At 76.0% G+C, this 19,948-nt stretch carries 20 protein-coding genes; 10 read left to right on the plus strand and 10 right to left on the minus strand.

The annotated features are described in order from the left end of the window. The first annotated feature begins 191 nt into the window (after nt 1–191). Together sigK (ACIOGZ_RS21880) and ACIOGZ_RS21885 are read left to right on the plus strand one after the other, a co-directional pair. Nucleotides 192–818, plus strand: coding sequence for an ECF RNA polymerase sigma factor SigK (gene sigK, locus ACIOGZ_RS21880; protein WP_363586836.1), 627 nt, complete (start codon nt 192–194; stop codon nt 816–818). Nucleotides 819–1,128: 310 nt separating this feature from the next. Then, complete coding sequence (locus ACIOGZ_RS21885) at nt 1,129–2,166, plus strand: MerR family transcriptional regulator (protein WP_400986835.1); 1,038 nt, start codon at nt 1,129–1,131, stop codon at nt 2,164–2,166. Nucleotides 2,167–2,770: 604 nt separating this feature from the next. Here ACIOGZ_RS21885 and ACIOGZ_RS21890 read toward each other — a convergent pair. The 4 genes from ACIOGZ_RS21890 to sigK (ACIOGZ_RS21905) form a co-directional block, all read right to left on the minus strand. Then, nucleotides 2,771–3,442 (minus strand): fasciclin domain-containing protein, encoded by a 672-nt coding sequence (locus ACIOGZ_RS21890; protein ID WP_363586776.1) that lies wholly within the window; start codon nt 3,440–3,442, stop codon nt 2,771–2,773. Nucleotides 3,443–3,515: 73 nt separating this feature from the next. Further along, nucleotides 3,516–5,135, minus strand: a complete 1,620-nt coding sequence (locus ACIOGZ_RS21895) for a molybdopterin-dependent oxidoreductase (RefSeq protein WP_363586777.1) — start codon at nt 5,133–5,135, stop codon at nt 3,516–3,518. Nucleotides 5,136–5,440: 305 nt separating this feature from the next. Next, the gene (locus ACIOGZ_RS21900; protein WP_400845247.1) at nt 5,441–6,190 is read right to left on the minus strand and encodes an anti-sigma factor domain-containing protein; all 750 of its coding nucleotides are present in this window, start codon (nt 6,188–6,190) and stop codon (nt 5,441–5,443) included. After that, entirely contained in the window at nt 6,187–6,771 is a 585-nt protein-coding gene (sigK, locus tag ACIOGZ_RS21905; protein WP_400986837.1) for an ECF RNA polymerase sigma factor SigK, read from the minus strand. The genes ACIOGZ_RS21900 and sigK (ACIOGZ_RS21905) overlap by 4 nt, the downstream gene beginning before the upstream one ends. 368 nt (nt 6,772–7,139) lie before the next feature. Between sigK (ACIOGZ_RS21905) and ACIOGZ_RS21910 the strand changes: the two genes are divergently transcribed. The 3 genes from ACIOGZ_RS21910 (at nt 7,140) to ACIOGZ_RS21920 (ending at nt 11,114) form a co-directional block, all read left to right on the plus strand. Continuing rightward, nucleotides 7,140–8,642: an SDR family oxidoreductase gene (locus ACIOGZ_RS21910; protein WP_400986838.1), complete on the plus strand. Its 1,503-nt coding sequence runs from the start codon at nt 7,140–7,142 to the stop codon at nt 8,640–8,642. Nucleotides 8,643–8,715: 73 nt separating this feature from the next. Next, complete coding sequence (locus ACIOGZ_RS21915; RefSeq protein ID WP_400986839.1) at nt 8,716–10,038, plus strand: cryptochrome/photolyase family protein; 1,323 nt, start codon at nt 8,716–8,718, stop codon at nt 10,036–10,038. 248 nt (nt 10,039–10,286) lie between these two features. Beyond that, on the plus strand, nt 10,287–11,114 hold the full coding sequence (locus ACIOGZ_RS21920) for an alpha/beta fold hydrolase (RefSeq protein WP_400810372.1): 828 nt from the start codon (nt 10,287–10,289) through the stop codon (nt 11,112–11,114). A gap of 27 nt (nt 11,115–11,141) precedes the next feature. Here the strand turns inward: ACIOGZ_RS21920 and ACIOGZ_RS21925 are convergent, their stop codons facing one another. From ACIOGZ_RS21925 to ACIOGZ_RS21935, 3 genes are all read right to left on the minus strand, one after another. Continuing rightward, nucleotides 11,142–12,251 carry a PP2C family protein-serine/threonine phosphatase gene (locus ACIOGZ_RS21925; protein WP_400986840.1) on the minus strand — a complete coding sequence of 370 codons (1,110 nt, stop codon included), beginning with the start codon at nt 12,249–12,251 and terminating at the stop codon, nt 11,142–11,144. 157 nt (nt 12,252–12,408) lie between these two features. Then, nucleotides 12,409–13,218, minus strand: coding sequence for a hypothetical protein (locus ACIOGZ_RS21930; RefSeq protein WP_400986842.1), 810 nt, complete (start codon nt 13,216–13,218; stop codon nt 12,409–12,411). Nucleotides 13,219–13,430: 212 nt separating this feature from the next. Beyond that, nucleotides 13,431–14,069, minus strand: a complete 639-nt coding sequence (locus tag ACIOGZ_RS21935) for a TetR/AcrR family transcriptional regulator (protein WP_400986844.1) — start codon at nt 14,067–14,069, stop codon at nt 13,431–13,433. Nucleotides 14,070–14,117: 48 nt separating this feature from the next. Here ACIOGZ_RS21935 and ACIOGZ_RS21940 point away from each other — a divergent pair, with 48 nt between their 5' ends. Then, entirely contained in the window at nt 14,118–14,981 is an 864-nt protein-coding gene (locus ACIOGZ_RS21940) for an alpha/beta fold hydrolase (RefSeq protein ID WP_363630939.1), read from the plus strand. 166 nt (nt 14,982–15,147) lie between these two features. On the opposite strand, the gene ACIOGZ_RS21945 is transcribed toward ACIOGZ_RS21940, so the two are convergent. Together ACIOGZ_RS21945 and ACIOGZ_RS21950 are read right to left on the minus strand one after the other, a co-directional pair. Further along, a complete protein-coding gene (locus ACIOGZ_RS21945) occupies nt 15,148–15,978 on the minus strand; it encodes a BPL-N domain-containing protein (protein ID WP_363630940.1) in 831 nt (276 codons plus the stop codon). 154 nt (nt 15,979–16,132) lie between these two features. Further along, nucleotides 16,133–16,738 (minus strand): hypothetical protein, encoded by a 606-nt coding sequence (locus ACIOGZ_RS21950; RefSeq protein WP_363630942.1) that lies wholly within the window; start codon nt 16,736–16,738, stop codon nt 16,133–16,135. A 101-nt stretch (nt 16,739–16,839) separates the two neighbouring features. On the opposite strand from ACIOGZ_RS21950, the gene ACIOGZ_RS21955 reads away from it, so the two are divergent. Then, the gene (locus ACIOGZ_RS21955; RefSeq protein WP_363586790.1) at nt 16,840–17,355 is read left to right on the plus strand and encodes a cupin domain-containing protein; all 516 of its coding nucleotides are present in this window, start codon (nt 16,840–16,842) and stop codon (nt 17,353–17,355) included. A 255-nt stretch (nt 17,356–17,610) separates the two neighbouring features. Here the strand turns inward: ACIOGZ_RS21955 and ACIOGZ_RS21960 are convergent, their stop codons facing one another. Further along, the gene (locus ACIOGZ_RS21960; protein ID WP_363630943.1) at nt 17,611–18,357 is read right to left on the minus strand and encodes a hypothetical protein; all 747 of its coding nucleotides are present in this window, start codon (nt 18,355–18,357) and stop codon (nt 17,611–17,613) included. A gap of 94 nt (nt 18,358–18,451) precedes the next feature. Here ACIOGZ_RS21960 and ACIOGZ_RS21965 point away from each other — a divergent pair, with 94 nt between their 5' ends. From ACIOGZ_RS21965 to ACIOGZ_RS21975, 3 genes are all read left to right on the plus strand, one after another. Next, on the plus strand, nt 18,452–18,649 hold the full coding sequence (locus tag ACIOGZ_RS21965) for a hypothetical protein (RefSeq protein WP_363586792.1): 198 nt from the start codon (nt 18,452–18,454) through the stop codon (nt 18,647–18,649). 174 nt (nt 18,650–18,823) lie between these two features. Beyond that, a complete protein-coding gene (locus ACIOGZ_RS21970) occupies nt 18,824–19,057 on the plus strand; it encodes a hypothetical protein (RefSeq protein WP_363586793.1) in 234 nt (77 codons plus the stop codon). 18 nt (nt 19,058–19,075) lie between these two features. Then, complete coding sequence (locus tag ACIOGZ_RS21975) at nt 19,076–19,876, plus strand: helix-turn-helix transcriptional regulator (RefSeq protein WP_363586794.1); 801 nt, start codon at nt 19,076–19,078, stop codon at nt 19,874–19,876. Nucleotides 19,877–19,948 lie beyond the last annotated feature (72 nt).

A 19,948-nucleotide genomic window follows, 5' to 3' on the forward strand; every position in this document is an offset into this window, starting at 1 on the left:
ACGGGCCGGACCACCGCGGCAGCCCGGGGAGCACGCGGGCGGGCACAGCGATGCGCAAACGATGCGAGTAGCCCGGGCGGTGGCCGCTCCGGGACGGTCGCAGTGTGCACGCACTGATCGACCGGCCGGCACCCCGGCCCCCGGCACCCTGGCCCCCGGCAGACGAGACGCCCGGCACCGAACCCCCCGGCATCGAACCCCCGGGCGGCGGCGGACAGGCCGGGCTGCGCGCCCTGGCGGCACGCGTGGCCGGCGGCGACGAGTGGGCCTTCGAGGAGTTGTACGCCGCCACCGCCGGAACCGTCCTGGGCCTCGTGCTACGGGTGCTGCGCGACCACGCCCAGGCCGAGGAGGTCACCCAGGAGGTGTTCCTACAGGTGTGGCGGGAGGCGGCACGCTACCGTCCCGAACGCGGCGAGGTCCTGCCCTGGATGCTCACCCTCGCCCACCGGCGCGCCGTCGACCGGGTCCGCTCCGCCCAGGCCACCGCCGACCGCGACCGCACCGCCGCCCTGCGCGCCTACACCCCGGTCTTCGACGAGGTCGCCGACCAGGTCGAACGCGACCTGGACCGCGGCCGGGAACGCGAACGGGTCCGCCGCGCCCTGGCCACCCTCACCGACGTCCAGCGCGAATGCCTGCTGCTGGTCTACTACGGCGGCCGCACCCAAGCCCAGGCCGCCGAAGCCCTCGGTGCCCCCCTCGGCACCGTCAAGACCCGCATCCGCGACGCCCTGCTACGCCTACGCACCCAACTCGCCGACCCCCCACCCCACCCGGCACAGCCCCGCGCCCGCACCTGCCTGCCAAATCTGTAGACCGGCCTACATATTCCGCTCTGCCCCGCGATCGTGGTGCGCACAGGAAGTCGACAGGTCCGACTTCCTGTGCGCACCGGCGGCATGGTTCTGTGCCCGGGCCTGCCCTGCCGGGGTCCTCGGCGCGCCGGGGGGGGCAAATCTCTAGACCGGCCTACATATTCCGCTCGGACCCGCGGTCGTGGTGCGCACAGGAAGTCGACGGGTCCGACTTCCTGTGCGCGCCGATGGCTTCCGGGGAACGAGCCCTGCTTGCCGCCCGCATCCGCGACGCCCGCTGCCCCGGCCTGCCCCGCATAGGCTCACGCATGTGCCCGTCCCCGTCCCGGTCCCCGTCCCCGCGGCTGCCTCCGCCGACCGGCCGCCGGCCCAGGCCAGCCTGACCACCGGTGCCCTCGCCCGCATGCTCGGCGTTTCCCCGACCACCGTCCGCTCCTGGGAACGCCGCTACGGCATCGGCCCCGCCCGGCGCGACCCCGGGCGCCACCGCCAGTGGAGCCCTCGGGACGTCGCCGTCCTGGCGGAGATGTGCCGCCTGACCGCCCGCGGCGTCACCCCGGCCGAGGCCGCCCGCCTCGCCCTCGCCGCCGAGGCTCCAGGACCGTCCGGGCCGCCAGAGAGTTCCGAGGCGTCAGGGTCGTCAGGGCCGTCCGAGCCGCCGGGGCCGCCTGCCGGCGGGCCGGCCCCCGGTGGCGGGAACGCCCTGCCCGTCGGCACCGTCCGCCCCGAGTGCCGGGGGCTGGCCCGCGCGGCCGTTCGCCTCGACGCCCCCGAGCTCGCCCGGATCCTGCGACACAGCGTCGACACCCTCGGCCCGGTCGCCGCCTGGACCGAGGTGATGATGCCCGCGCTGCGCGCCGCCGGCCGCAAGTGGGCCGCCGAGGGCGAGCGCTACGTCGAGGTCGAGCACCTGCTGTCCTGGCACGTCGCCGCTGCTCTGCGCCGCGCCGCCGACCGGGTCGAGCCGCCGCAGGGTCCGGCCGTCCTGCTCGCGGGCATGCCCGCCGAACTGCATGCCCTGCCGCTGGAGGCGCTGGCTGCGGGGCTGGCCGAACGGGGTCTGCCGTTTCGGATGTTCGGCCCGGCACTGCCGACCGAAGCCCTGCTGGAAGCGGTCCGCCGCACCGGCCCGCCCGCCGTCCTGCTCTGGTCCCAGGTCGCCCGCACCGCCGACCGGGCCCTGGCCCGCCGTGTCGCCGAGACCACCTGGGGCCCCCACGGTGCCCGCACCCGTCCCGTCGTCCTGACCGCCGGCCCCGGCTGGACCGGCCCCCGCCGCCCCCCGGGCGCCCTGCGCCCCCGCGACCTGCCCACCGCCCTCGACCAGCTGGAGCACCTGCTGCGCTGAACCCCCGCCCCTGCGGAACCGCGGAACGTGCGCCGTACAGCCTTGCCCGCGGGCTCGCGCCGTCGGCTCCGGAGTGAATATACCGACCGGTCTACAGATTCGATCGCGCCCGCAGTGCGCACAGGAAGTCGGCCTGCCCGACTTCCTGTGCGGGGTGGCTCGCCCTCGGCTTCGCCACGCGGCGGGGCCTGCGGGCGGGCGGCCTGTGAAACGGAAAAATATATCGGTCGGTCTACATATTCGGCCGCACATGCACGGAGCGGCGAGAGCCTGGGGAATGGGAGCGGTTCGGCGTACGCGAGAAGTCGGACCTGCCGACTTCTCGCGCGGCCGGAATCGTGGCCCAGGAGAAATATGCCGGTCGGTCTACATATTTCCCTGGTGGGGGCCGCAGCGCCGCAGTGCCGCCATGCCACCGTGCACAGGAAGTCGGCGGGTCCGACTTCCTGTGCACGGGTGGGCCTGCGGGATGTGGGGAGAATATGTCGGTCGGTCTACATAGTCAGCTGGTGGGCAAGCAGGCGGGGGCGGGAGGTGGGGGGTGCGGCCCCCGGCTACCGGGGGGTTGTTCGCCGGGGGCCGCGGTTCATGGGCTGATGCCGGGTCAGGAGGCGGGCATCAGGACGGTGTCGACGATGTAGACGGTGGCGTTGGCGGTCTGGACGTCGCCGCACAGCACCTTGGCGGCGGAGTTGACGGTGAAGTCCGGGGCGGCGCCGGTCACGGCGAGGTCGTCGGCGGCCAGGGTCTTGTGGCCGCCGGCGAGTGCCGCGGGAGCCAGGCGCTGGGGGACGACGTGGTAGGTGAGGATCTTGGTGAGCTTGTCCTTGTCGGCGAGGACGGCGTCGAGGTCCTTCTTCGGGAGCTTGGCGAAGGCGTCGTTGGTGGGGGCGAAGACGGTGATGTTCTTCGCGGAGTTGAGGGTGTCCACCAGGCCGGCCTGCTTGACGGCGGTGACGAGGGTGGACAGCAGCGGGTTGTTGGAGGCGGCGGTGGCGACCGGGTCCTTGGCCATGCCGCTGAAGCTGCCGGCCCCGTCCTTGGGGACGGCCGCGCACGCGGTGCCGAACGGCTGCCCGGCCGTCACCTGCTCGGCGGACGGGGCACCGGAAGCCGGGGCACCGGACGGCTGGGCCGCGGCGGTCGCGCTGGTGCTCTTGGCCGTGTCCGAGGACTTCGCCTCGCCGCTGCTGCTGCACGCGCTCAGGGAGGCGGCCAGCAGGCCGGCGGCGAGGACGGCGGCGAAGGGCTTGCGGACCAGGACGGTCGTGTTCATGGACGGATTCTCCTGTCAGGTGGCATCGGGCGGATCCCGGATGCCGAAGGGGTGGGGAGGTCGTGAGGTGGGGTCAGGTGACGGTGACGACGACGCTGTGCCAGCCCGTCGCGCCCGAGGGGTGGGGAGGTGTGCGGGTGGCGGGCTGGACGGCCCCGGTGCCGTCGGTGGCACGGGCCTCGAGGCGGTGGGTCCCGGGGGCGGCGCCGGTCCAGGTGTGGGTCCACTGGCGCCACAGGTCGGGCCCGGCGTCGGCGGCCAGTTCGGCCTGCCGCCAGGGCCCGCCGTCGACGCGCACCTCGACGGCGGCGATGCCGCGGTGGGTGGCCCAGGCGGTGCCGGCCACCGTCACGTCGCCGGGCGGCACGCGGGCGAACGGCGCGGGCACGTCGATCCGCGAGGCGGTGCGGACCTCGCCGGTGCGGTCCCAGCCGCGCCGCACCCAGTACGGGTCGCGGGCGGCGAAGGTGGTCACCTCCAGGTCGACGAGCCACTTGGTGGCCGAGGTGTAGCCGTAGAGGCCTGGCACCACCGTGCGGCAGGGGAAGCCGTGTTCGACGGGCAGCGCCTCGCCGTTCATCGCCACCGCGAGCAGCGCCCGGCGCCCGTCGAGGAGCGTCTCGACCGGGGTGCCGATCGTCATGCCGTCCTGCGAGCGGCCGACGAGCTGCTCGGCGCCGGAGCGGACGCCGGCGCGGCGCAGCAGGGCGGGCAGCGAGGCGCCGAGCCAGCGGGTGGTGCCCGCGTAGGGGCCGCCGACCTCGTTGGAGACGCAGGACAGGGTGTGGTCCAGCTCCTCCAGCCCGAGGGCGAGCAGGTCGTCGAAGCCGATCAGCAGCGGGCGGTCGACCAGGCCGTGCAGCCGCAGCGACCAGGCGCGCGGGTCGATGCGCGGCAGGGTCAGGGCGGTGTCGACGCGGTAGAAGTCGGCGGTGGGGGTGATGAACGGGGGCAGGCCGGGGACCGTGGCGCCGACGGCGCGCGGCAGCGGTGGAGCCGGGCGCAGCGGCGGCGGCAGGCGGACGGCGGCGCGGGCCGCGCTGACGTCGCCGCGCCGGTCGGACAGGACGCGTCCGGCCGTGCCGAGGGCGGCGGCCGTGCCGATCGTGGCGCCGGCCGCCAGGACGCGCCGCCGTTCGGGCCCGGCCGGCCGGACCGGGCCCGAGCCAAGGGAAGGGGAAGGGCCGGGGGAAGGGCCGGGGGAGAGGGCGGGTCCGGCCAGCCACCACAGCACGGCGACCGCGCCGCCGGCCGCGGCGGCGGAGGGCAGCAGGTCGGTGGGGAGGGCCTGCGGGCGGGCCAGCGCGGCCCAGGCGCCGAGGCCGCCGAAGGCCGTGAACAGGGCGGCGGCCGCGCCGCGACGGCGTACGGCCAGCACGCCGAGGGCCGCGGCCGCGAGACCCATGACGGTGTAGATCCCGCCCAGCAGGACCGTCTTGTCGCCGGTGCCGAACCGCTGGACCGCCCACGTCTTGACGGCGGTGGGCGCGAGGTCGATCGCCGCCGAGCCGATCGCCACCACCGGTGAGGCCTGGGGGCGGGTGAACGCCGCCGCCGCCTCACCGGCTCCCACGGCCGCGGCGGCGGCCGCCAGCCCGCACAGCGCCGCCACGGCCGGCCCGGCGGCACGGGTGCGTGCTCGGGGGAGGGCGCCCGGCGGGCTGCTGCTCGTCTCATCGGTCACGGTCCTCATTCGGCGGTCCGGCTCCACCGGATGGGTGCGAGTCCGGATACCCCCCGATCGGGTGACATTGCTCTGGCCGGGTGACACCGCCCGGCCAGGGTTGAGGGCCGCGGACGGGCCGCAGACGGGCTGCGGAACGGGCTGCGGAACGGGCCGGACCGCCGGGAGGCCCGGCCCCGGCGCCCCGGGCCGAGGCCGCTCAAGGGCGCCCGGGGACGTCCGGGGCGCCCTTGAGCGGCACCCTCACGGTCTCCTGGCCCCGGCCCGACCCGGCCACCTCCCGCCGGGCCAGCCGCCCGGCCCGGCCCTCCCGCTCAGATGAACGGGATCAGCAGGACCGGCGCCCCCGTGGGGTGCGCGGAGCCGGCCGAGGGCTCCACCGTGACCCCGATACCGCGCGCACCGTCCAGGGGGCCGTCCAGCAGGAACGCGCCGTCGCCCCGGGGCATCAGCCCCGCCGGGCGCATCGCGGCGCCGTCGTCGAACCACAGCTCGTACGCCGTGCCGTCCGCCGGGGCGGGCAGGCCGGAGGCCAGGAGGACGGCCCGGCCCTTGTCGTGCGACCAGACCACCGCCCCGGTGCCGGTGCCGCCGGCCGCCGGGCCGCTCGCCCGCCGGGCGTCGGGTGCCGCCAGCAGCCCGGTGACCTGGTCCTGGTGCCGCTGCAGCGCGGCGGCGAGGGCCCTGGCCCGGTCCGCCTCCCGGTGCTGCTGGACGGCCACGCCGCCGAGGGCCGCGGCCGCCGCCAGACAGGCCGCCAGCGCCAGCCGCGGCCAGCCGCGGGCGAGCCGCCCGGGGCGCCGGGCACCGTCGGGTCCGGCCGCGGCGCGCGGGGCCTCCTGCCGGACGGTGTCCAGGGCGCCCATCACCCGCGACTTCAGCTCCCCGGACACCGCGACGGCCTGCGCGGCGCCCAGCCTGGCCAGCGTCGCCGTGAACTCGGCCACCTCCCGGGCGCAGGCCGGACACTGCGCCAGGTGGCGCTCGAACTGCGCGCGCTCGTCCGCGTCGAGGGCGTGCGCGGCGTAGGCGCCGGTCAGCGTGTGCAGGTCGGCGCCGCTCATGCTCCCACCCCCAGGCAGTCGCGCAGCCGGATCAGCGCGTCGCGCATCCGGGTCTTGACGGTGCCCAGCGGGGTGCCGAGCAGTTCGGCGACCTGCGGGTAGGTGTACCCGCGGTAGTAGGCCAGCGTGATCGACTCCCGCTGCAGCTCGGTCAGCCCCTTCAGGCAGCGCCGCACCTGCTCGCGTTCCAGCCGCCCCTCGACCTGCTCGGCGACCTCGTCGAACGCCGGCGCGTGCGAGGCGGCGGCGGCCCGCCGGTCGCGGTCGGCGGACGCCTGCGCCGCCCGCACCCGGTCCACGGCGCGGCGGTGGGCGATGGTCAGCACCCACGCCAGCACCTCCCCGCGCTCGGGCCGGTAGCGGGCGCAGGTGCGCCACACCTCCAGCATCACCTCCTGCGCGACCTCCTCGGACTGCGCCGGATCCCGCAGCACCCGGCGGACCAGCCCCAGCACCGGGCCCGCCACCGCGTCGTACAGCCGACCGAACGCCTCCCGGTCGCCGCGCGCGGTCCTGCTCAGCAACTCCTTGAGGTCGGCGCCCGGACGCCCCGGCCCGGACAGGTGAACGACCGTACTCATCCGGCCGCCTCGCGCTCGCAACACACGGGCGACGGCCCCGGCCAGTGGACGGTGGGCATGGCACGACCTCCAGGGAATCCCGGCCGGGCGGACACCCGGCAGGGCCGACGGAACACGGCGACGTCAGGCGTTCGAAGCCGCACCCGGCGCGGATTGCCCGCCAAGGACACCGGATTCCCGGCCCCCGCGCACGCCCGGATTCCCGGCCCCCCCGCGCGCACGCCCAGGCGCCCGCAGGAGACCCCTGGAAGACTCGAATCCCCGGCCGTGTCCAATCCCCGGCCGCGTCCGCTCCGAACACCCCGGCAGCGCCCCCCGCGCCTGGCGGGGCACGGGGGGCGCACCCGCCCGCACGAGAGGAGCCGCAGGTGGACGAGCCGACCCGGACGCGCCCGCACTGCCTGGTCACCGGCGCCACCGGCTACATCGGCGGGCGCCTGGTGCCCGAACTGCTCGCCGCCGGGTACCGGGTGCGCTGCCTGGTCCGCGACCCGCTCCGGCTGCGGGACCAGCCCTGGCGGGCCGACGTGGAGGCCGTCACCGGGGACGTCACCCGCGCCGAGTCCCTGCCCGCGGCCTTCGACGGCATCGACGCCGCCTACTACCTGGTCCACTCCCTGGGTACCGGGCCCGGCTTCGAGACCCGGGACCGGCAGGCCGCCGAGACCTTCGCCGAGGCGGCCGCCGCCGCCGGCACCCGGCGCATCGTCTACCTCGGCGGACTGCTGCCCGCCGGGGTCCCCGAACCGCACCTGTCGGCCCACCTGCGCTCGCGCGCCGAAGTGGGGCGCGCCCTGCGCACGGGCGGCGTCCCCACCGCCGAACTGCGGGCCGCGGTGATCATCGGCTCCGGCTCGGCCTCCTTCGAGATGCTGCGCCACCTGACCGAACGGCTCCCGGCGATGGTCACCCCCCGCTGGGTCGACACCCGCATCCAGCCGATCGCCGTACGCGACGTGCTGCGCTACCTGGTCGGCGCCGCCGCCCTGCCCCCCGAGGTCGACCGCACCTTCGACATCGGCGGGCCCGACGTGCTCACCTACCGGCTGATGATGCGCCACTACGCCGAGGTCGCCGACCTGCCCCGGCGCCTGATCGTGCCGGTGCCCGTGCTCTCCCCGCGCCTGTCCAGCCACTGGGTGGGCCTGGTCACCCCCGTACCGGGCTCGCTCGCCCGACCACTGGTGGAGTCGCTGCGCCACGAGGTGGTGTGCCGCGAACACGACATCGCCCGCTGGATCCCCGACCCGCCCGAGGGCCTGACCGGCTTCGACCGGGCCGTGGAACTGGCCCTGCGGCGCATCCGCGACGCCCAGGTCTCCACCCGCTGGTCCTCCGCCTCCCTGCCCGGCGCGCCCAGCGACCCGCTGCCCACCGACCCCGACTGGGCCGGCGGCAGCCTCTACCAGGACCTGCGCCGGCGCCGGGTGGCCGCCGACCCGGCCGCGCTGTGGCGGGTGGTGGAGGGCGTCGGCGGCGAGAACGGCTGGTACTCCCTGCCGCTGGCCTGGGCCTTGCGCGGACGCCTGGACCGCCTGGCCGGCGGCGTCGGCCTGCGCCGCGGCCGCCGCGACCGCCACCGGCTGCGGGTCGGCGACGCGCTCGACTTCTGGCGGGTCGAGGAGATCGAACCCGGACACCTGCTGCGGCTGCGCGCCGAGATGCGCCTGCCGGGCCTGGCCTGGCTCGAACTGCGCGTGACACCCGACGGCGCCGGCGGCGCGCTCTACCAGCAGCGGGCGCTGTTCCACCCGCACGGACTGGCCGGCCACCTCTACTGGTGGTCGGTGGCGCCCTTCCACGCCCTGGTGTTCGGCGCCATGGCCCGCAACATCACCGAACGCGCCCGACCCGCCCGACCCGCCGGCTGACACCCCCACCCCGACCCGCCACCCGACACCCCCACCCGCCGCCGTACCCGCACCCCACCGCACGAGGCCCCCGATGAGCACCGCCGTCGTCCTGTTCACCCAGGACCTGCGCCTGCACGACAACCCCGCCCTGCACGCCGCCCGCACCCGCGCCGACCAGGTCGTCCCCCTGTTCGTCCTCGACCCGGCCATCGCCCGGGCCGGCTTCGCCGCCCCCAACCGGCAGGCCTTCCTCGCCGAGAGCCTCGCCGACCTCGACCGGGCGCTGCGCGCCGCCGGCTCCCGCCTGGTCCTGCGCCACGGCGACCCCGCCGAACAGGCCGCCCGCCTGGCCGCCGAGTGCGGCGCCGACACCGTCCACACCAACGCCGGCGTCTCCGCCTTCGCCACCCGCCGCGAACACGCCCTGCGCCGCGCCCTCGGCGAGCGCCTGCACCTGCACGACGCCGCGCTCACCATCGTCCCCGCCGGCCTCGTCACCCCGGCCGGGCGCGATCACTACGCCGTCTTCACCCCCTACCACCGCGCCTGGCAGCAGGCACCCCGGCGCACCGTCCTGCCCGCCCCGCGCACCCTCGCCACCCCCGACGGCCCCGCGAGCGCCCCGCTGCCCGCCGCCCCCGCCGGCACCTCCCCGGGCCGCGCCCCCGGCGGCGAGAGCGCCGCCCGCCGCCGCCTGCGCGCCTGGAACCCGGACGCCTACGAGCAGTTGCACGACGACCTCGCCGCCGACGCCACCTCCCGCCTCTCGCCGTACCTGCACTTCGGCTGCCTGTCCGCCACCGAACTCGCCCACCGCGCCGGGAAGTCCGACACCCCCGGCGCGGCCGCGCTGGTGCGCCAGCTCGCCTGGCGCGACTTCCACCACCAGGTCCTCGCGGCCCGCCCTGACGCCGCCCACGCCGACTACCGCCCCCGCCCCGTCCGCTGGTACGACGATGAACGCGAGCTCCAGGCCTGGCGCGAGGGCCGCACCGGCTACCCGATCGTCGACGCCGGCCTGCGCCAACTCGCCCACGAGGGCTGGATGCACAACCGGGCCCGCCTGCTCACCGCCTCCTTCCTCACCAAGAGCCTGCGCCACCACTGGCGCCCCGGCGCCGCCCACTTCCTCGCCCTGCTCGTCGACGGCGACCTCGCCAACAACCAGCTCAACTGGCAGTGGGTCGCCGGCACCGGCACCGACACCCGCCCCAACCGCGTCCTCAACCCGCTGCGCCAGGCCGACCGCTACGACCCCGACGGCGCCTACGTGCGCCGCTGGGTCCCCGAGCTCGCCCACCTGCCCGCCCGCGCCGTCCACCGCCCCTGGGAGCTGGCCGAGCCCCCGGCCGGCTACCCGGCGCCCCTGCTGCCCCCCGACGCCCTCGGCACCCGCCTGCGCGAGAGCGGCTGAACCGCCCTCGCCCGAACTCACCCGCCCCCGCCCGAACTCATCCGAAACCCGCCCGCCCTCGCCCGAACTCATCCGAACGGCGTAGCGCCGCGTCCGTTCCCGCGCGGGCCCCGGCCGCCGCGGGATGCGGGCCCCACCCGCCTCCCGTTGGATGAACCTGCGGCCCGGCAGGCCCCGGGCAGGCCACCCCCGGCAGATCATCCCGGCAGGCCACCCCACCCCGGCGCACCACCCGAAGGAGCAGGAGCATGCCCATCTCCAGGACCCGCGACGGCGTCGAGATCTTCTACCAGGACTGGGGCAGCGGACGCCCCGTCGTGTTCATCCACGGCTGGCCGCTCAACGGCGACGCCTGGCAGGACCAGCTGAAGGCCGTCGCGGACGCCGGCCTGCGGGCCATCGCCCACGACCGGCGCGGCCACGGCCGTTCCGCCCCGGTCTACGGCGGCTACGACTTCGACACCTTCGCCGACGACCTCGACAGCCTGCTCACCGGGCTCGACCTGCGCGATGTCACCCTGGTGGCCCACTCCATGGGCGGCGGCGAGCTCGCCCGCTACATCGGCCGCCACGGCACCGGGCGGATCCGCTCCGCCGTCCTGCTGTCGGCGATCACCCCGTCCATGCTCCAGGGCCCCGACAACCCGCACGGCGTGCCCGGCACCGTCTTCGACGACCTCAAGGCCGGCATCCTCACCGAGCGCTCCCAGTTCTGGCAGGACACCTCCGTCGACTTCTTCTCCGCCGACCGCCCCGGCTCCCGCGCCACCCAGGGCAACCGGGACGCCTTCTGGTTCATGGCGATGCACCAGACCATCGAGGGCGGCGTCGACTGCGTGGACGCCTTCGGCTACACCGACTTCCACGAGGACCTGGCCGGGTTCGACATCCCCACCCTGATCGTGCACGGCGACGACGACCGGATCGTCCCCGTCGAGGCCACCGCCCGCCGGGCCGCCCGGATCATCCCCGGCGCCGTCCTGAAGGTGTACGAGAACGGCTCGCACGGCATCGCGATGGTCCCCGGCGACAAGGAGCGCTTCAACGCCGACCTGCTGGAGTTCCTGAAGCGGTGAGGGCGCCTCGGGGGAACCCCGGCAGCCTCAGGGCGCGCGGCGCAGGGACAGCGCCGTGACGTCGTCGCGGCTGCGGCCCCCGCTCCAGCGGCGGGCCTCGCGGTCCAGGGCCTCGGGCAGCAGGGAGGCGGGGGCGGCGGCGAGGGCGGCCAGGCCCCGCTCGACGGGGTAGAACGCGCCGGTGGCGTCCTGGGCCTCGGTGATCCCGTCGGTGAGCAGCACCAGCACGCCGTCCTCGGGCAGCGCGAACCACCGGACGGTGCGCACCTCGTCGGTCAGCTCCGCCAGCCCGAGCGGCACCCCGGCCGGCAGCGGCACGGCCTCGACCCGGCCGCCGTGCAGCAGGTAGGGGGAGAGGTGGCCGCAGTTGACGGCCTGCACGTCCGCGCCGCGCTCCACGCCCAGCACGGTCGCGGTGACGAAGCGCTCGCTCTCGCCGCCCTGCACCGCGTACGCGTTGTGCCGTTCCACCGCCGCCTCCAGGGCGTCCGCGACGCCGGTCAGCGCCGGCTCCCGGAAGGCCGCCTCCCGGAAGGCGCTCAGCACCGCGAAGCCCGCGCCGATCGCCGGCAGGCCCTTGCCCTGCACGTCGCCCACCAGCACCCGGGTGCCGTACGGGGTGTCGGCGACGTCGTACAGGTCGCCGCCGACCAGGGCGTCCTCCTCCACCGGCCGGTACAGCCCGTACAGCTGGACGTCGGGGGTGAGCACCGGCAGCGGGCGCAGCAGCTGGCGTTGCAGGGCGACGGCGGTCTGCCGCATCCGGAACAGCTCCCGCTCGCGCCGTACCCGGCGCGCGCACAGCCCGACCACGGCCGCCTCGGCGCCGACCACCCCCACCAGGGTGCCCACCCGGGCGGCCAGCGAGGACGGCGGGAACAGCACCGTGCTGACCGCCACCACCCCGGCCACCCACACCGAGGCCGCGACCGTCTGCGCGACGGTGCCCAGCCCCGCCAGCAGGGCCGGCAGGAACACCAGCAGCAGCACCAGCCGGGCGCTGGTGCCGCTCGCCGCCTGCGCGAGCAGCACCACCGCGGTGGAGGCCAGCACCCCCAGCACCACCGCCCGGTTGCCCGGCGCCCGCGTCCCCCCGCCGTCCCGCTCCCCGCTCCCGTCCCCGTCCGCGCCGCCCACCCCGCCGTCCTCTCCGCCGCCTCGCCGTCCCCCCAGGCATACCGGCGGCCCCACCCGGCCGCCAGCGCAGCCCGCCCGGACGGGCGAGCGCCCGGGTCGGTGCCCGCTCGGGAGCGCCCGCCCGGGCCCGGCCGTCAGACTGCCCGCCGCCCGGCCGTCAGGCGCAGGTGCTGTCCGCGCAGAGCTGCCACGGCTCCCAGGAGACGAACCGGTCCGCCTCGGTGGTCCGCCAGGAGCGGTCGCGGTTCCACTCGCGGACGGTCACCCGCAGCCGCCCGTCCGGCAGTTGGACGACCGAGGACGGCGCGCCCAGGCCCGCGTTGGGGTCCGGCAGCCGGGGCAGCCGGCGCACCGGGCCCCAGGAGTCCCGGGCGTCGCCGTCCTGGCTGCGCACCTCCATGGCCGCGTTCGTGTCGGCGCCGGAGGCGAAGGCGTGCAGCCGGCCGTCGCGTTCCCTGAAGAGCGTGAGCCCGCCGTGGTAGGGCGGCGGTGACAGCTCGAAGTTCTCGGTCGGGGTCCAGGAGTCGCCGGGCGCGGGCAGGACGGTGTGGCAGAAGCCGCCGTAGGAGGCGAAGAACACCTCCAGGGCGCCGGCGCCGTTCTCGACGGCGCTCACCTGGTACAGCTTCGGGCCCACGGGGGTGGCGCTGACGCGCTCCCAGCCGCCGTAGGCGCCCCCGGGCGCTTCCTGGGAGCGGTGCCAGACGAAGGGCAGGAGGGAGGCTGCCGAACTGTCGTAGAACTGCTGGAACTGCTCGGTCCGCCCGTCGGAGCGCGGCGTCTCCAGCAGGGTGTTCGGAAGGGCGGTACTGGCCAGGCCCTGGGCGGTCGCGTCGGCCCCGCACCCGGCGGCGACGCCCGGCGCGGGGGCCGTGCCCGCCGTGGTCGTCGTGGCCCACGCGGTCGTCCCCGCGAAGGCCACGACCAGCACACCCGACAGCACGGCTTGCGGAAGTCTCCTGTACATGGTCGGTGAACCTCCCCATTCGGTAACGGAAAAGGAGTGCCCGGTACGGGAGTTGGCCGCTTCGCCAGCCCCTCGCGCGGGACCGGCACATTCTCGTGCACCGGCGGCGGGGCGGACAGGGCGCCTGCGGGGCGGCCGGACGGGATCCGGCCGAACGGCGGCCCGCCCCCGGCGGCGGGGGAAGGCCGGCCGGTCCGGGGGGGGGCGACAGGTCAGGCGGCCGGCAGGTCCGGGGCGTCACCGCGGGGACGGCCGCGGAACAGCTCGTCCAGGTGGTGGGTGAGGATCGCCAGCGCGGCGTCGCCGGTGCGCTGGCCGCCGAGCACGCTGGAGCCGAGGCCGTTGACCATGGCCAGCAGCCCGGCGGCGGTCATCTCCGGGTCCCTGGCGGGGTCGATCTGCCCGGCCTGCTGGGCCGCGCGGACCTGCTTGGCGAGGAAGCCCTCCAGCAGGTCGGGCTGGGGCGTCCCGTGCTTCTCCACCAGCGCGGGATCGCTGAGCACCAGCGTGTAGTACGCGGCGTAGGTGCGGGTGATCCGGCGGCTCTCCGGGTCGGTGGGCAGGACGCTGGACAGGACCGCGGTCACCAGGCCGCGCGGCGTGGACGGGGTGGCGGCCGCGGTGATCCACGTCGCCATGCGGGCCTGGAGCTGGGCGCCGAGCCGCTCCAGCGCGTCCAGCAGCAGCCCCTCCTTGGTCGTGAAGTAGTACTGCACCAGCCGCAGGGAGACGCCCGCCTCGGTGGCGACCGCCCGCATGCTGGCCGCCTGCAGCCCCTGGGTGTCGGCGATGCGCAGCAGCGCTTCGGCGATCTGCCGCCGGCGTTCCTCGTGATCGACCCGCGCGTTCATGAACGACCTCCCTGGTACACCCGTATCATGCCGTGATACACATGTATCATGCGAATCAGCCAGTTCAAGAACGACCAGGCCGGGGACCGGTTTCGCGCCGCCTACGAGCGGGCCCTGACGGAACTGTGGCCCGGGCCGCGGACGGCGCTGGACCTCCCGACCGCGTTCGGGACCACCCGCGTCTACCGGACCGGCCCGCAGCACGGCGAGCCGATCGTGCTGCTGCCCGGCTCGGGCGGAAACGCACTGATGTGGCACCGCTACATCGACACGCTGGCCCGCCACCGCCCGGTCATCGCCGTCGACACGGTCGGCGAACCGGGCGCGAGCGTGCAGAGCGCCCCGATCGCCGACGGCCGGGACGCGGCCGCCTGGCTGGACGAACTCCTGGCCGCACTGGAGGTGACGGACGCCCAGGTCGTCGGCTGCTCCTACGGCGGCTGGCTGGCGCTCCACCACCAGATCCACCACCCCGGGCGGGTCGCCTCCCTCACCCTGGTGGACCCGGCCGGCTTCGCCGACATCGGCGCCCGCTTCTACGCCTGGGTGATCGCCGGCGGCCTCGCCGCCACCGCGCCGCGAGCGCTGCGCCCCCGGCTGGCCCGCCTGGTCGGCAACAGCGCCATCCTGGAGACCGAACTGATGGCCCTGATGCGCGCGTCGATGGGGTTCCGCCGCGCGCTCCCGGTGCCCCCGGTCCTGTCCGACGAGGAACTGCGCCGCCTGGACGTCCCCGCACTGTTCCTGCTCGGGGAGCGCAGCGCCATGCACGACGCGCACGCGGTCGCCGAGCGCCTCGGCCGCCTCGTGCCCTCGGCCCGGACGGAGATCGTGCCCGGCGCCGGCCACGCCCTGCCGACCGACCGGCCGGACCTGGTGGCCGACCGCGTCCTGCACCCCGCCGGGCGGTAGCGCCACCGGCCGGCCCAGGGGGCTCCCGCACCCCGCCGAGCCCCTGCCCCGCCCCCGCCGAGGCCCGTCGCACCCGCACCCGCACCCGGCTGCGCGCCGAGTTCCCCGCAGGACCCGCCGCGCGGGCGTGACACCGCAGCCCGCCCGTAGGGGACTTGACGGAACGTCAGGACGCGGGGGCCGCCATCAGGTCGTGCAGCAGGTCGTCGCCCAGGCCCAGGCCGGTCTTCGACTCGTCGGGCAGGTGGTAGTCGCGGTACCAGTCCGCGGGGGCCTCCGGGTGCGGGCCGCTGACCGCCACCCGGCCGGAGCCGTAGGGGGCGATGACGGCGGCGGCGCGGTCGTTGGAATAGCGGGCCAGGACGTCCACGCCCGGGCCGTCGACGTCGAAGTACGGGCCGTCCTGGAAGTACATCCGCTGCGGGCGGCCGCGCCAGGCGACGTCGACGAGGCGGTCCTGCTCGTCGGTGACGGTCGCCCCCCGGGAGCGGATGTACTGCCCGGAGTCGCCCGGCAGGAGGTCGTAGCCCGGGTCGCCGGCCAGGTAGCCGCCCATGCACAGGCCCAGGTAGCGACCGCCGCCCCGGACGTAGTCGCGCACCAGCTCCGGCGAGAAGCCGGGGTCGCGCTGGAGCAGGCCCCACGCGGTGCTCACCTCCTGCCCGTTGGTGCCGCCCGGCTGCACGTACAGCGCGGCGCCGGCCAGCACGCCAGCGCCGAAACGCAGCCGCTCCTCGGGCCCGACGTAGCGCACCGCGAAGCCGTCGCGCTCCAGCAGCTCCCGCGCCGCCTCCGGGCAGCCCTCGCAGGCCGCCGGGCCCCGGTAGACCAGCGCGAGCGGCCGCCCGTCGGCGGCGGCGACCGCGTCGCCGGCCGCGCCGTCCGACACGGGGGAGGCGCCGCAGGCGGACGCCGTCAGCAGCGCCGCCGCCACCGCCAGGGCCGCGGCGGCCCGCCCGGGCCGCCGCCCACCCCTCATGACCGGCACTGCCGCCATCGCTGACACCCTCCCCCGACAGGACCTACGCCGTGTGCAGCGACGACGCTACGGGCACAGCGGCCCGCGCCGCACGTCCGCCCTCCGAACGGGTGCACCCGCGCCGTCCGCGTTGACGGGCCGCGGGCCCGGGGGAGTAGCGCGGGCGGACGGGTCAGGCGGACGCGGCCCGGGCGGTGCGCCACTGCTCGAACTGCTCCGGGGTGCGCACGCCGTCGTCCAGGACGGCGCGGTAGACGTCCCAGCCGCGCACGCCGCGGCCGTACTCGGGGTGCTCGGACCAGGCGTGCTTGATCCGCAGGACGGCCTCGCGGGCCTGCGGGGTGAGACGCGGCGGCAGGTCGCGCAGGTGGGCGAGGTCGGGCTGGCGGGCGGGCTCGTCGACGAACCACAGGTCGAGGGTCCAGTCGCGGCCCTGCGGGCAGCGGTAGTCCAGGCCGAGGTAGAGGCCGTCGGGGTAGGCGGCGGGGTCGGTGTTCCAGGTGCCGGTGTCGTTGCGCAGGCGCACCTGCCGCACCCGCGGGTGCAGTGCCAGCCGCGCGCCGAGCGCGGCCACCCGCTCGTGCGCGGCCGTGTCCAGGCGCGGGCACACCACGGTGACGTCCAGGTCCCGGCGCACCATCAGCCCCAGCGCCGAACTGCCCACCCGCACCGGTTCCCCGAGGGCGCCCAGCAGCTCGTCCAGGCCCAGGTCGGCGCTGACCGCCCCGGCCTCGGCCTGCCGTTCGTCCTGGTGCCGCAGAAGATCGTCCGTCGTCATCGGGCCAGTCTGCCAGCAGCCGCCGACCCCGGGAATTGACCCATGAAATCGGCATGGAATTGCCACCTGATATCTGGTCTTTCCGGACCTAGCCTGGTCCCATGACGACGACGAGCAACGCCGCCCCCGCCGCCCCCGTGCTGACCCGCCACGCCGGGGCCGAGACCTGCGCCGATCCGAGCAGCACCATGACCCTGCTCGCCGACTCGGCGCACACCGAGGGCGGGTTCACCAGCTACCGCTCCACCTTCGCCAAGGGCGCCGTCGGGGCCCCCGCGCACTTCCACACCCGGGCGTGGGAGCTGTTCTTCGTCATCGGCGGCTCGCTGCAGGTGCTGGTCGGCGAGGAGGTCACGATCCTGGGCGAGGGCGACTTCCTCGCCGTGCCGCCGCACACCCCGCACGCCTTCGCCGCCGCCCCGGGCGCCGAGGCCGACGTCCTGTTCGTGTTCACCCCGGGCATGGACCGCTTCGACTACCTGCGCCTGCTGGGGCGCGTCATGCGCGGCGAGACCGACCCGGGCGCGATCGCCGCCTCCGCCGGGCGCTTCGACAACCACTACGTCGACAGCCCCGCCTGGCGCGCCGCCCTCGACCGGAGCGCCGCCCGCGCCTGATGCCCCGCCCCCTAGAAACCGCCCTGCCCCGCCCGGGGCCCGTGACGGCCGTTCCCGGCGGGCCGGTGCGGGCCGGGTGTGGAACGGTGGAAGCCGGGGGTGTCCTGGTTGCGAGAGGAGTGGCCATGTCGTCGAAGCGTCGCCGCAAGAAGAAGGCCCGGGCCCGGCGCGGGGCCAACCACGGCCGCCGGCCCCAGTGCTGAGCGCCTGAACCGTGCGTGCGGCCGGGGCGCCGCCCCCGGCCGCACCGGCCGCTCAGCCCGGTTCGCGCCCGCGCGGCACGGCGTGGTACGTGCAGGTGTCCGTCCAGTCGCGGCCGAAGGTGAGCACCAGCACCGGGCCCGGCCCCTCGGCGCGGGCGGCGCGCAGCAGCGCGGCCGGGTCGCCGTCCGGCGGGATCTGCTCGTGCCGGAAGCGCACGTCGCTGCCCCTGCGCGGCCAGTGCGGGTCCGGGCGGGGGATGCCGGGCAGGTCCCAGACCAGGGTGGCGTCGGCGGTGGACAGGCTCGGGCCGGGCATCCGCCGGCCGTCGGGGAAGAGGCCGCGGTCGCGGTGGTAGCGCAGCGCGTAGGCGACCGTGCCCGGCGAGTACGGCGGTTCGTCGCCCCAGGTGTTCGGGAAGCCCCAGTCGGCCAGGCCCGCCGCCTCGATCCTGGGCAGGACGGCGGTGATGTCCTCGCCGGTGGCGAAGTAGGCGGCGGCGCTCATCCGGCAGACCAGCACGCCGCGGCCCTCGGCGGTGGTGGTGAGCAGGCCGAGCGAGGAGGGGCGGTCGCAGTGGTCGGCGACGCGGGTCAGCAGGTGCGTCACGCCCTCCACCGCGGCCAGGCCCTCGACCAGCCGGCGGATCCGCTCGCGCTCGGCGGCCCGCAGCGCCTCGACCCGCGGCGAGGAGGCCAGGGCGCGCAGCCGGCGGGTGGTGGGCAGACGGGCGCGCAGCGCGTCCCGGGCCCGTACGGGCTGGGCCAGCAGCATGCCGAGCAGGTACTCGAAGCCGTTCACCGGTCGGGGTCCTCTCGGGCCGGGGAAATGGGGAAATGCAGAGAGACCGCTCGGGCCGCTGGGGCCGGGCGGTCTCTGCTGTTCGGACGGGCCCATGCGCCAACACGGCCCGCTGCCGGTGTTCCCGAAAATTTGGAGTAGACAGCGCCCCCGGGTTCCTGACCCGCAGGTCTGGATGACGCTGCTGCACATCGTCACATTCAGCCAGGACGGCTACAAGGGCGAGTTGCACAAAAATGCATCAAATTCCGGTTTCGAGTTCCTGAACTGCACTGATGTCACAGGGTTGTGACGAGATTGCGGGCCGGGCCCGGGATTCTGGCGCATCAATCTTCGCGATGTTCACCGAACCGATTGGGAATCACCCGTACGCCTGACAGAGTGTTGCGCGAAACGGGTTCCTCGCGTGACGCCAACCACCGAAGTGCCCGTCCGTTGGAGTAGACGGTGATATAGGAGGTCCTCGATGACGAGGAAGCGGAAGAAGAAGCGCGCCCCCGCCCACTGCGCCGCCGGCCACCCGGCGCCGCCGCGACCGGGCCTGCCCTGGTCGTCCGGCCCCGTGCGGACGGCCGTGGTCGTCGTCGTGGTCGTCGTGGCCGCCGCCCTGGTGAGGACGGGCATGTCGGCGGGAGCGGCGCTCGAACTGGCCACCGGCGGGCTGCTGTTGAATGCCAGGCTCCAGCAGGGGCGGGCCTAGAAGGAACGCCGGACCGCGATGGGACGCCAGGAGAAACCGATCGCGGCGACCGAGCCGGCCCTGGGCCGACTCGCCGCGTTGCTGCGCGAGCAGCGTGAAGAGGCGGGGTTGACCTACCGTCAGCTCGCCGACCGGACCAACTACCACCCGACCACCCTGCAACGGGCCACCAGCGGCCGGACCATGCCGAACTGGGAGGTCGTCGAGGCCCTCACCCGGGCCTGCGACGGCGACCTCAAGGCGGCCCGCCGCAAGTGGACCCTGGCCAACTACTGGGCCCACGTCCCGCGCCCCTCCGGGACCCAGCGCCGGGCGCCCCGACGGCTCAACCCCGAGCAGGTCGACTCCCTCGCCGACCTGCGACGGGCGATGCACGAGATGCGGCGCAAGGCCGACTGGCCCTCCCTGGAGGAGCTGGACCGCCGGGCCCGGGCCGGGGGAGGGCGCCTGCCCTCCAGCACCCTGGCGCTGGTCCTCAGGGGTGAGGCCCCGCTGCGCAAGGCGGTGTTCCTCACCTACATGGAGGTCTGCGGGGTCAAGGAGGCCCGCCGCGCACTGTGGGCGGCGGCCTGGGAGCGGACGAACAACGCCCGCACCCCGGCACCGGTCAACTCCCGCACGTACCAACGGGAGTTCACCCGGGCCATGCAGTCCTCCAGCAGCGGCACCTCGACGGACATCCTGTTCAAACTGTGGGTGACCCTGCGCAACAGCCTGGCCGCCGACCGCGCCGACCGCGCCGAGGACGCCGGCCACCCCGGCCACTCCGCCGGGACGGGCCGCGACGGCGCCGGCGGCGGCCCGCCGGTACTCGTGTGACCCGGTCCGCGGACGGGAACGCGCCACCAGCGCCCCGTCCGCGGACCAGCACCCACCCGCGCCACCTCGGGA

Origin of the sequence: Kitasatospora sp. NPDC088160 (assembly GCF_044741445.1) — a bacterium.
GTDB lineage: Bacteria > Actinomycetota > Actinomycetes > Streptomycetales > Streptomycetaceae > Kitasatospora.